Origin of the sequence: Micromonospora trifolii, from assembly GCF_050516465.1 — a bacterium.
GTDB classification, from domain to species: Bacteria; Actinomycetota; Actinomycetes; order Mycobacteriales; family Micromonosporaceae; genus Micromonospora; species Micromonospora trifolii.
The window spans coordinates 1,904,387-1,914,920 of the sequence record NZ_CP191526.1; the positions used below are offsets into that span (position 1 = coordinate 1,904,387).

The following is a 10,534-nucleotide window of genomic DNA, read 5'->3' on the forward strand; positions in this document are numbered from 1 at the left end:
GACCCCAGGTCCCAGGGTCGGGGGCCACCCCGTTCGCCTACGGGGGTGGCCTACGGATCAGCCGATGGCGCGCACGTCGTCGTCGGCGTAGGCCACGGCCAGCAACTCACTCAGACCCGTGCGGTCCAGCATCCGCTCAAGCTGAGGGCTGACCCCGGTCAGTCGGATCGCCCCGGCGGCGCGGTGCACCACCAGCAACGCGCTGAGCCCGCTGGAGTCGCAGAGGGTCACCCCGGTCAGGTCGACCAGCACCGGGGCGTCGTCGCCGCCGCGCAGCTCGGTCGCCGCGGCGACCAGCTCGGGCGCGCTGTCGTAGTCGAGTTCGCCGGTCAGCCGGAGTCGGACGTTCCCGGCGGCGAGCCGGGTTGTCTCGATGGTCAACAGCTGGTCGGGCATCCCACCATTTTCCTTGTCGAGCGACAAAACGCAAAGCGGGGGCGCCGACGCGCCCCCGTGTTCTCGTCCAACGCCCTCGCCGTGGCGGTGCCTGCCACCCGCCGTGAGATGCCGCTTTCCGGGTTCGGGCGTAGGGTGGCTGGAGAGTTTTGACGGTAGACGCCGGTTCCGGCACGGGTTCGGTGAACGACAAGGAGTGAGGCTCAGCTGGTGACTGCTTCCGACGTCAGGGACTGGGACCCGGGCGACGGACGGCTCTCCACGCCGAGCACGACACGACCCTCGGCGTGGTCCGCCGACGTTCGCCGCCCCACCGCGGCCCTGCCGCCGCTGGCCCCCGACCGGGGTCAGGCCACGCCCGACTGGGCAGAGGTCGTCGAGCACTTCCGCGAGGGCCTGGTGGTCTGCGACGCCGATGGCGTCGTGCGGCACGTCAGCCCGGTGGCTGAGCGGTTGCTGCCCGAGGTGACGCCCGGCGAGCTGCTCAGCGCCGCCGGTGTGCCCGGGTTGAGCGAGGGCGTCCCCGGGGGCTTGACCCATCGCGGGCGCCGGCTCACCGCGCGCCAGGTGCCGCTCTCCGGTGAACGCTGCTGCTGGTACGTCGAGGACGTCACCGACAGCGTCAGCCGCGCCGACGCGCTGCTCGCCGAGCGGGCCCGCTCGGCGTTCCTGGCCGTGGTCGGCGACAAGCTGGGCAACCCTCTGCACCCCGACCGGGCGGCCGCCGCGGTCGTCCGACTCGCCGTGCCGACCCTGGCCGAGGTGGCAGTGCTGGTGCTCGCCCCGCGGGCCGGGCGCGCCCGCTGGTGGCGGGCCTCGCGCACCGACGACGAGGTGCCGATGGTGGACAGCGGCGTACTGGCCGGCGGCGAGCTGCCGACCGCCATCGCCGACGGGTTGACCGGTGCCGAGCCGCACGCGGTGGACTGGCTGGTCGAGCAGGCGGTCGACGCCGGCTGGCTGCCGGGGCTGGCCGGCACCGAGAGCGCCGCCCGGGTCGTCCCGCTGCCGGGCCGCGACGCGCCGGTCGGGGTGCTGTTGGTGGCCCGTCGCGCCACCCGCTGGTACGACGAGGACGACGTGGAGCTGGTCCGCGCGTTCGCGGCCCGCGCCGGCGCCGCGTTGACCACCGCGCTGCTCTACCGCGACCAGGCCGAGGTGGCCGACACTCTCCAGGCCAGCCTGCTGCCGGTCGAGCCGGTCGAGGCCGTCGGTGTGCAGTGGGGCACCGCGTACCGGCCCGCGCAGGCGGGGCTGCGCATCGGCGGCGACTTCTACGGTTCGCACCGGCTCACCGACGGTGGCTCGGTGTTCTTCCTCGGCGACGTGTCGGGCAAGGGCGTCGAAGCCGCCGTCTTCACCGGCCAACTGCGCCAGTGCCTCCAGGCGCTGCACCGGTTGGAGTCTCACCCGGCGCGGTTGCTGCGGCTGCTCAACGACGCGTTGCTGGAGACGACCCAGGCGCACGGCCAGGGCCGCTTCGCCACTATCGTGCTCGGCGTGGCCCGCCCGGAGCGCGACGGTGGCCTCACCCTCACCATGGCCGGCGGCGGGCACCTGCCACCACTGGTGCTGCGCGCCTCCGGTGAGGTGGAGACGGTGCCGTTGCGCGGCATGCTGATCGGAGTGGTGCCCGACCCCCGCGTCGGGGAGGTGACCGTGCGGCTGGCGCCGGGCGAGACCTGCCTGCTCTACAGCGACGGCGTGACCGAGGCCCGGGGCGGCCGACGCAGCGACGAGCAGTTCGGCGCCGAGCGGCTGATCACCGCGCTGACCGGCTGCCACCGGATGCCCGCGCCGGCCCTGGCCGAACGGGTCGAGCAGCTCACCTGCGACTGGCTGGCACAGGGCGACCACGACGACATCGCCGTGCTGGCGCTGCGGGCGGCCGGCCTGAGCGGGCGCGGGGCGCGGCACCTGCACTCGGTGCCCGCCGGCATCGACCAGACAGAGGAGACTGACGCGTGACCGCCGCCACGGCCACCACCGACCTCGACGACGCGTACTCCGAATACCTGGACCACCTCGCCGACGCCGACGAGTACGCCGCGACCGACCTGGCGATCGGCCTGCTCGACGCTGGCGTCCCAGCGGAGCGGGTGCTGCTCGACCTGGTCGCGCCCGCACAGGCCGAGGTGGGTGAGCGCTGGGCGCGCAACGAGTGGAGCGTCGCCCAGGAGCACGCGGCCACCCACATCAGCGAGCAGGTGGTGGCGGCGGTCTCCGCGCACGTCAAACCGCGGCCGACCGGCGGCCGGGTCGTGGTCGCCTGCATGGACGGCGAGTGGCACGCGCTGCCGCCCCGGCTGGTGGCCGAGGTGCTGCGGTTACGCGGGTGGCAGGTGACCTTCCTGGGCGCCAGCGTCCCCGCGGCGCACCTCGTGTCGTACCTGCACCGCTACGACGCGCACGCGGTCGCGCTGGCGTGCGCGCTACCGATGCGCCTGCCGTACGCCCACCGGATGATCGAGGCCTGCCGCCGCTCGGACGTGCCGGTGGTGGTCGGCGGGCGTGGGTTCGGCACGGACGGCCGGTGGGCGCGCCGGCTCGGGGTGGCCTGGGCGCCGGACGCGCCCTCGGCGGCCGAGCTGATCGCCGACGAGCGGGCGCTGCGCGGGGCGCCGCCGGCGCGGCTGGCCCACCTGGCCGACGACGAGTACGCCAGCCTGGTGCGCCGTCGCGGTGAGCTGATCGACAGCGCGTTGACGGAGTTGCGGGAGCGGGTGCCGGCGGCGCGGGCGTACACCGCCGCGCAGCTCGACGCGACAGTGAGCGACCTGGGCCACATCGTGGATTTCCTGGCCGCGGCGGTCTACGTCGACGATCCCTCGTTGTTCACCGAGTTCGTGGAGTGGCTGTCGGGGATTCTGCGCAGTCGTGGGGTTCCCACCGGGGCCGTCGTCCTGCCGTTGGAGCACTACGCCGCCGCGTTGCGGGACTTCCCCCGGGCGGCACGGACGCTGGCGCTGGGATGCGCGGCGCTGCCCGGCACCGCCCGCTGACCGACCCGCCGGCGGCAGTCGGATCGATCACCGCGCTCGGCGGCGGACGAGTCAGCTCTGCGTATACTTGCCGGACTGCAAACGTCCCACCCGAGGGTGGAGCGAGGGGGAGAACGGTGACGTTCAGCGTCAACTACGTCGAGCGCGACGGTGGTGGCGTCTGCCTGCGGCTCGCAGGCGAGCTGGACCTGAGCACCGCCCCCGAGCTCACCGCCGCGATCGACCGGCTCACCGCGACGGGCGAGACCCGGGTGCTGCTCGACCTGACCGACCTCACGTTCTGCGACTCCACCGGAATGGCCGTGTTCGTCCGGGGCGACAATCGGGCGGCGGCCGAAGGGGGTTGGCTCCGGCTCACCGGCGCCCAGGGGCGGGTCGAGCGGGTGCTGCGGGTGACCGGCCTCGCCGACGTGTTGCGCTACGAACCGGAGTCGGTCGACCCCGCGTCCCGCAGTGCTTCCTGATGGGCTAGATTTCCCCGCCAGCATTTCCCCGCCAACGCGGTGACCGTCAGGGTCCCGTCCCCGCCGACTCCGAGGCAGGTAGTGATGGGCGTAGACAGCCCGCAGCCGGTACGCATCCTGGTAGTCGACGACGACCCGGGTGACGTGCTGATGATCGAGGAGGCGCTGGCGGACTCCGACGTCGAGAAGATCATCGACGTGGTGAGTGACGGCGAGGAGGCGATGGAGTTTCTCCGCGCCGAGGGCCGGCACGAGCAGGCCCGCCGACCGGACGTGATCCTGCTGGATCTGAACATGCCGCGGATGGACGGTCGGCAGGTGCTCGGGGCGGTCAAGCAGGACGAGGATCTGCGGACCATCCCGATCGTCGTACTGACCACCTCCAACGCCGACACCGACATCGTCGGCAGCTACACGTTGCAGGCCAACGCGTACGTCACCAAGCCGATCGACCTGGACGATTTCAACGATGTGGTCCGCCGCATCGACGAGTTCTTCGGCCGGGTCGTGGTGCTGCCCAAGCGCGTCTGACGCCCGCGCCACCTGCGCGCATGCTGAACATTTTTCCCGAACCCCCTCGGCGCGAGCGGTCGCGGCCGAGGATCCAGGTGGGGAAGTAACAGCAGCTGCCTGGGGGGCGACAGTATGAGGTTCTCCGTCGTTGAGACCGGTTACGACCAGCGGCAGGTGGATTACTGCCTGGACGAGTTGGGGATCCGGTTGTCCCGGCTCGCGGCGCGGGCCGAGGGCGCGGCCGGGGCGGCCCGGGAGTGGGACGAGATCCGTCAGGAGGCGGCCTGGCTCAGCGGGCTCCTGCAACGGCTCGACCTTGGCGACGCCGCCGCCACCCGGCACGCCGGCGACACGGTGCGGCGCGAGGCGGCCGAGATCCTGGCCCAGGCCCGCGCCGAGCTGGACGAGGCCCGCGAGGAGGCACGGCGGGTGCGGGAACGGGCGTACGCGGAGGCCGTGCAGGCCCGACGTGACTTCGAGGCGGCGTTGGATGCTCGTCGACGGCGCGAGGTGCGGGTGGACGAGATCCTCAGCCAGGTGACGGCCGACCAGGTGCCCGCCGACACCCCCACCGCAGCCGCCGGGGTGCCGGGCAGTCGGGTCGGGGTCGGCGGCCTGGACACGGGCGTGGAGCCTCCGCCCGGCCGTCGCTGAGACGCGCGGGCGTGGGTGCCCGGTTCAGGCGGTGAGCGCTGCCGCGACCGTGGTGGCCCGATCCTCGTGCTGGGCGTACGCGTCCGGGTAGGCGGAGATCTGCACGGCCTGGGCGGCGGCGGTGACGCTCATGTCCTGCCAGCCGGGGATCTCGTTGAGCGCCGCGTAGAAGGCCCGCGCGGCGTACGACGGGCGCATCAACTGGGCCACCGTGCCCCAGCCGCTGCTGGGTCGCTGCTGGAACAGCCCGACCGAGTCGTGGTCGGAGCCGCTGCCCTGGTTCGGGTACTCCGCCGACTCCGGGAGGACGTCGCTGGCCAGGTTGTAGAGGTTGCTCTCCTGCATGGCGGTGGCCAGCGCCACCACCAGGGCCCGGCGCGGCATCTTCATCTCCAGGCCGACGTCCACGATGATCTTCGCGTTGTCCATCTGTGCCTGGTCGAGGCCGGCGACCGGCCGAGGGCGGCGGGGCTTGACCGGCTTCTTGGGCGCCTTGCGGACGGCGGTGGGAGTGGGCGTGGGCTTCGCTGTCGGGCTGGGCGGCAGGATCCGGGCCGGGGCGGCGTCGCGGTCCAGCGACCGGGAGGCGCGTTCGTCGGCGATGGCGGCGCGGTCGGCCACCGCCTCGGCGAGCGGCTCGACAGTGCGGGGGGCTTCGTCGTTGCCTCGCGCGGTGGCGACAGCGACGAGGCTGAGGCAGCAGGTGACACCGGTGGCCAGCGCCACCCGCACCGGGGTCGAGCCCAGCAGGGCACGCCGCGACGGTTCGGCGGCGCGGTGACGGCCGATCGTCTGTTCGGTTGATGCGGCGTCGTCCGAAGGGGTGGTCGGGCGCGCGTCGGTCAGCTTCTGGTCGGAGGGGTCGTCGGAATGCACCTGCCGAGGCTAAAGAGCTGAATGCCCGACGCCACCAGCCCGTACGGTGGCATGCGCCACAATTTGCCCTGATCATGCCGACTTTAGCCGGCAAAACATGAGCGAAGCTGATCAACCTCGCGGATCACTCCAGACGGTTATTCCCGACTTGCCGGGTGGATGCGGTCGCCCCGCCACTCTGCCGGCCGAGCCCCCGCCTACCTAAAGGACTCACCCGAACAACCGAGGCGCACCTCCACCAATCGGCCCCCCGCCCCAAGATCCCCTCCCTGCTCCGCGATCTTGCACTTGCTGTCGCGACATAGGGAGCATTCCCCTGATATCGACGACCGAAAGTGCAAGATCGGCGCGGTGGGGCGTGCGGGCGGGCTACGGCGTTAGTGTCGGCCGTTCTCGGCTGGGGTGACAGTTAGGCGGTGTCGGGTGGTGTCGCTGCTGGAGAACGGCCAGAGCCGGTCGGCGTACTCGACCAGGTCAGCCAGTTGATCTCGGCTCAGACCGGCTGAGGAGATCTCCGCGTGCACGTCGGCCCGGTATCGACCGTCGTTGTCCCGCCCCAGCTTCGCCTCCGCCCGGACCTGCACGGTGTGCGCCTCGTCGGTGATCTCCCCGGCCACCTCCACTGCCGCGTGATGCAGGCAGGAGGCGAAGGCCGCGGCCAGCAACTGTTCCGGGGTCAGCCCGGTGCAGTGCGGCGCCAGCGGTGAGGCCAGCGCGGTGGAGAGCCCGCCATCGTCGGTGCGTACGTGACCGCCCTCGGCGGTCGCTGTGGCCTCACGCAGCCAGGAACTCTGATCCGGCATCGCGTTTCTCCCGTCGCTCACCAGCCGGCTACCCCTTCGCCGCCCGGCGAAACGCCGCCTGTCGTCCGGTCAGCGCCCGGCGGGCAGGTTCGACTCGTCCACCAGCGCCACCGCCTCGGTGGCCTCCGCGGCGGCCCGTTCGGTCCATGGCGACGTCGGGGCCGGCCGGCGGGTCGTCGGGATCGTCATCGGCACGTACACCCGGGCGTCCACCGCCTCGGCCAGCAGCAGCGCGGCGACCAGGCTGGTCGGACGCTGCTCGGGGTCGTCGGCGAGGCAGGAGTGGCACAGCTCGGCGACCTCCGGCGGGAGCCCGGCGATGTCGGGCAGCGGCTCCGGTGGCTGACGGCGGCGGACGAGCAGCAGTTCGCTGCCGGTCGACGCGCGGTAGGGCAGGCGGGCGGTGAGGCTGTAGTAGAGCAGCACACCGAGGGCGTACATGTCGGCGGCGGGGGTGGCCGGCACCTCGTCCAGCTGTTCGGGCGCCAGGTACGCCGGGGTGCCCAGCACCATTCCGGTCGGCATCGGGTCCGGCGCGCCGGCGGCGATGGCGATGCCGAAGTCCAGCACCTTCACCCCGGCCGGGGTGAGCATGACGTTGGCGGGCTTGACGTCCCGGTGCACGATGCCCTCGGCGTGCGCGGCGGCCAGTGCGGCGGCGACCTCCGCGCAGACCCGCACCGCGATCTGCCAGTCCAGCGGCCCGGCGCGCAGGTGCACGGCGAGCGTCTCACCCTCGGCCAGCTCCATCACGATGTAGGGCACCGGTCGGCCCGGCCACGTCGTGGAGGTGCCGAAGTCGTGCACACTCGCCACGTTGGGGTGTTCCAGGCGGGCCGCCGACCGGGCCTCCGCGCGAATCCGGTCCACCGGGCCGTCCCGATCGTCACGGCCGGGCGAGATGAGCTTCACCGCGACCGGCCGGTCCAGCACCTGGTCGTAGGCCCGCCACACCTCGGACATCCCGCCCACCCCGATGCGCTGCTCGAGCCGGTACCGCCCGTCCAGCGTGCGCATCGACCACTCCTCGTCCTCGCCCCGCCGACGGCCGGGTGCTGAGGTGCCGGTACCCGGGCGCCGAGCTGGGCAAACCGGAGCCGGATTCGGGGCGGACGGACACCGCGCACCTCGCTGCGCCACGGCGGTGGGTGCGGTAGCTTGCGAGCCAGAGCCGGTGTCACCGATTGTGCCGGCACGGTCACCCGAGGGGACGCCGCGATGAGCGAGGTCACCGTTCGCTTCGTCGGTGGGCCCGCGGACGGCCTGGTCCGGCTCCTGCCGGCCGGGTCGGACGGCGCCCCACCCCAGCGTTGGATCATGCGGCACCCGGACGGCACGGGCCCGGTGCAGCCCGGCCCCGACCACCTTTACGAACGCGACCGGCCCGACGAGGCCGGCGGCTGGAGCATGCGGTTCGTGCGCACCGACGCGTACGGGGTGTCCGAGTGACCACGAGGCGGGGCTGACCGGTGGTGTCGCCGGCGTCGCGTCGGCCCGGCCGCACAGCTCGCGCACAGCTTCCGCAGGGGCGCGGCACAGGCGTGGCGGCCACCATGGGGCCCATGGTCATGAATGGGCAGGCCGCGCCAAGCCGGATCGAGCTTCGTCGCCCCGACGGTGAGCCCGTCAGGGTGCTGGTGGTCGACGACGAACCCACGCTCACCGACCTGCTGTCGATGGCCCTGCGCTACGAGGGCTGGCAGGTCCGCACCGCCGGCAACGGCATGGCGGCGTTGAGCACCGCCCGACAGTTCCAGCCGGACGCCGTGGTGCTCGACGTGATGCTGCCCGACCTGGACGGCTTCCAGGTGCTGCGCCGGCTGCGCGAGCACGCCCCCACCGTGCCGGTGCTCTTCCTGACCGCCCGCGACGCGGTCGAGGAACGCATCGCCGGGTTGACCGTCGGCGGCGACGACTACGTCACCAAACCGTTCAGCCTGGAGGAGGTGATCGCCCGACTGCGCGCGCTGCTGCGCCGCTCCGGGCTGGCGATCACCGCCCGGGAGGAGGCGGTGCTGACCGTCGGTGACCTCAGCCTCGACGAGGACAGCCACGAGGTCCGCCGGGCCGGCCAGCTCGTCACCCTCACCGCGACCGAGTTCGAGCTGCTGCGTTACCTGATGCGCAACCCGCGCCGGGTGCTCAGCAAGGCGCAGATCCTCGACCGGGTGTGGAACTACGACTTCGGCGGCCAGGCCAACGTGGTGGAGCTGTACATCTCGTACCTGCGCAAGAAGATCGACGCCGGCCGGGCGCCGATGATCCACACGCTGCGCGGCGCGGGTTATGTCCTCAAACCCTCCGAGTAGGCGCCGCCCGCTGCGCGCCGCCCGCGGGTGGCTGGCCGGGCGCTCCCTGCGTACCCGACTGGTGTTCGCCCTGCTCGCGCTGCTGGCGTTGGTCAGCGTCGCCATCGGTGGCCTGACCACTGTGGCGCTGCGGCACTTCCTGATCGACCGGCTCGACGCCCAGTTGGCCCCCGCGACGGCCATGCGGGGCGACCGGCCGGGACGGCCGGCGTTTCCCGGCAACGGACCGGGCATCCCGCCCGGGTTGCCGTCCGGCGCGGTCGTCGCCGAGATCACCGACGGCCGGGTGACCAGCGCCCGGACCCTGACCAAGAGCGTCTCCAGCGCCGATCCGTTCCCCGACGAGCAGTCCGTCCCGGTGGGGGAGGTCGCCGTCCTGGCGGACCTGCCGGTCGACGCCAGGCCGCGCACCGTCGACCTCGGCGACCGCGGTGACTACCGGGCCGTGGCCCGCCAGTACTGGGACGGCCGGGTACGCGTCGTCGCGATCCCCCTCTCCGGCGTCCAGGAGACCGTCTGGGCGCTGGTCGCCGCGCAGGCCGGGGTGGCCGCGGTCGGGCTGCTGCTCGCCGGCGTGGCGGGCGCGCTGATCGTGCGGGCGACCCTGCGACCTCTCAACCGGGTGGCCGCCACCGCCACCCGCGTCACCGAGCTGCCCCTGGACCGGGGGGAGGTGGCGCTCGCCGTCCGGGTCCCGGCCGCCGACACCGACCCCCGCACCGAGGTCGGTCAGGTCGGCGCGGCGCTGAACCGGATGCTGGGCCACGTCGCCGACGCGCTCTCCGCCCGGCAGGCCAGCGAGACCCGGGTACGCCAGTTCGTCGCCGACGCCAGCCACGAACTGCGGACGCCTCTCGCGGCGATCCGCGGCTACGCCGAGGTGGCCCGGCGTGGCCGTGACGAGGTTCCCGCCGACGTGGCGCACGCGCTGCGCCGAGTGGAGTCGGAGAGCACCCGGATGACCAGCCTCGTCGACGACCTGCTGCTGCTGGCCCGCCTCGACACCGGCCGGCCGCTCGCTGTCGAACCGGTGGACCTGACCGCCCTGGTGGTGGACGCGGTCAGTGACGCGCACGTCGCCGGCCCCGAACACCGCTGGCAGCTCGAACTACCCGAGGTGGCGATCCGGGTGCCCGGCGACGCCGCCCGGCTGCACCAGGTTGTGGCGAACCTGCTCACCAACGCCCGGGTGCACACCCCGCCCGGCAGCACGGTCACCACCACGCTGGCCGTCGACGCCGCCAGCGCCGTGCTCACCGTCGCCGACGACGGGCCGGGGGTGCCGGTGGAGCTGCAACCGGAGATGTTCGAGCGGTTCGCCCGGGGCGACAGCTCCCGATCCCGCGCGCACGGCAGCACCGGCCTCGGTCTCGCGATCGTCGCGGCGGTGGTGGAGGCCCACCACGGCACGGTCGGGGTGGACAGCCGTCCAGGTCGGACAATGTTCACCGTCCGGCTGCCGAATCCCACAGCTGACGCATAGTCGGCGCACGGGGTCGCGCCAGCCCGGCCGTCGA

Annotated in this window: 12 protein-coding genes; 8 read left to right on the forward strand and 4 right to left on the reverse strand. The window is 73.2% G+C overall.

What is annotated here, in order from left to right; translation table 11 throughout:
* Positions 1-57: 57 nt before the first annotated feature.
* Positions 58-396, reverse strand: a complete 339-nt coding sequence (locus ACQRWP_RS08725; RefSeq protein WP_430501627.1) for an STAS domain-containing protein — start codon at positions 394-396, stop codon at positions 58-60.
* A 210-nt stretch (positions 397-606) separates the two neighbouring features.
* Here ACQRWP_RS08725 and ACQRWP_RS08730 point away from each other — a divergent pair, with 210 nt between their 5' ends.
* From ACQRWP_RS08730 to ACQRWP_RS08750, 5 genes are all read left to right on the forward strand, one after another.
* Positions 607-2,364: a PP2C family protein-serine/threonine phosphatase gene (locus ACQRWP_RS08730; protein WP_430501628.1), complete on the forward strand. Its 1,758-nt coding sequence runs from the start codon at positions 607-609 to the stop codon at positions 2,362-2,364.
* Complete coding sequence (locus tag ACQRWP_RS08735; protein ID WP_430501629.1) at positions 2,361-3,398, forward strand: cobalamin B12-binding domain-containing protein; 1,038 nt, start codon at positions 2,361-2,363, stop codon at positions 3,396-3,398. Before ACQRWP_RS08730 ends, ACQRWP_RS08735 begins: the two co-directional genes overlap by 4 nt.
* Positions 3,399-3,514: 116 nt before the next feature.
* Entirely contained in the window at positions 3,515-3,862 is a 348-nt protein-coding gene (locus ACQRWP_RS08740; protein WP_430501630.1) for an STAS domain-containing protein, read from the forward strand.
* An 84-nt stretch (positions 3,863-3,946) separates the two neighbouring features.
* A complete protein-coding gene (locus ACQRWP_RS08745) occupies positions 3,947-4,393 on the forward strand; it encodes a response regulator (RefSeq protein ID WP_330441079.1) in 447 nt (148 codons plus the stop codon).
* A gap of 114 nt (positions 4,394-4,507) precedes the next feature.
* Positions 4,508-5,029 (forward strand): ATPase, encoded by a 522-nt coding sequence (locus ACQRWP_RS08750; RefSeq protein ID WP_430501631.1) that lies wholly within the window; start codon positions 4,508-4,510, stop codon positions 5,027-5,029.
* Positions 5,030-5,053: 24 nt separating this feature from the next.
* On the opposite strand, the gene ACQRWP_RS08755 is transcribed toward ACQRWP_RS08750, so the two are convergent.
* The 3 genes from ACQRWP_RS08755 to ACQRWP_RS08765 form a co-directional block, all read right to left on the reverse strand.
* A complete protein-coding gene (locus ACQRWP_RS08755; RefSeq protein WP_430501632.1) occupies positions 5,054-5,905 on the reverse strand; it encodes a hypothetical protein in 852 nt (283 codons plus the stop codon).
* 377 nt (positions 5,906-6,282) lie between these two features.
* Positions 6,283-6,708: an OsmC family protein gene (locus ACQRWP_RS08760; protein ID WP_030491017.1), complete on the reverse strand. Its 426-nt coding sequence runs from the start codon at positions 6,706-6,708 to the stop codon at positions 6,283-6,285.
* A 69-nt stretch (positions 6,709-6,777) separates the two neighbouring features.
* Positions 6,778-7,725: a serine/threonine-protein kinase gene (locus ACQRWP_RS08765; RefSeq protein ID WP_430501633.1), complete on the reverse strand. Its 948-nt coding sequence runs from the start codon at positions 7,723-7,725 to the stop codon at positions 6,778-6,780.
* 201 nt (positions 7,726-7,926) lie between these two features.
* Here ACQRWP_RS08765 and ACQRWP_RS08770 point away from each other — a divergent pair, with 201 nt between their 5' ends.
* From ACQRWP_RS08770 to ACQRWP_RS08780, 3 genes are all read left to right on the forward strand, one after another.
* Complete coding sequence (locus tag ACQRWP_RS08770) at positions 7,927-8,157, forward strand: hypothetical protein (RefSeq protein ID WP_091408172.1); 231 nt, start codon at positions 7,927-7,929, stop codon at positions 8,155-8,157.
* Between the two features lie 119 nt (positions 8,158-8,276).
* On the forward strand, positions 8,277-9,017 hold the full coding sequence (locus ACQRWP_RS08775) for a response regulator transcription factor (protein ID WP_430503159.1): 741 nt from the start codon (positions 8,277-8,279) through the stop codon (positions 9,015-9,017).
* A complete protein-coding gene (locus ACQRWP_RS08780) occupies positions 8,995-10,500 on the forward strand; it encodes a sensor histidine kinase (protein WP_430501634.1) in 1,506 nt (501 codons plus the stop codon). Before ACQRWP_RS08775 ends, ACQRWP_RS08780 begins: the two co-directional genes overlap by 23 nt.
* Positions 10,501-10,534 lie beyond the last annotated feature (34 nt).

Coding starts and splice junctions, on each gene's coding strand:
- ACQRWP_RS08725 (WP_430501627.1), bottom strand. CDS start 396: ATGCCCGACCAGCTGTTGACCATCGAGACAACCCGGCTCGCCGCCGGG.
- ACQRWP_RS08745 (WP_330441079.1), top strand. CDS start 3,947: ATGGGCGTAGACAGCCCGCAGCCGGTACGCATCCTGGTAGTCGACGAC.
- ACQRWP_RS08750 (WP_430501631.1), top strand. CDS start 4,508: ATGAGGTTCTCCGTCGTTGAGACCGGTTACGACCAGCGGCAGGTGGAT.
- ACQRWP_RS08760 (WP_030491017.1), bottom strand. CDS start 6,708: ATGCCGGATCAGAGTTCCTGGCTGCGTGAGGCCACAGCGACCGCCGAG.
- ACQRWP_RS08765 (WP_430501633.1), bottom strand. CDS start 7,725: ATGCGCACGCTGGACGGGCGGTACCGGCTCGAGCAGCGCATCGGGGTG.
- ACQRWP_RS08770 (WP_091408172.1), top strand. CDS start 7,927: ATGAGCGAGGTCACCGTTCGCTTCGTCGGTGGGCCCGCGGACGGCCTG.
- ACQRWP_RS08775 (WP_430503159.1), top strand. CDS start 8,277: ATGAATGGGCAGGCCGCGCCAAGCCGGATCGAGCTTCGTCGCCCCGAC.
- ACQRWP_RS08780 (WP_430501634.1), top strand. CDS start 8,995: ATGTCCTCAAACCCTCCGAGTAGGCGCCGCCCGCTGCGCGCCGCCCGC.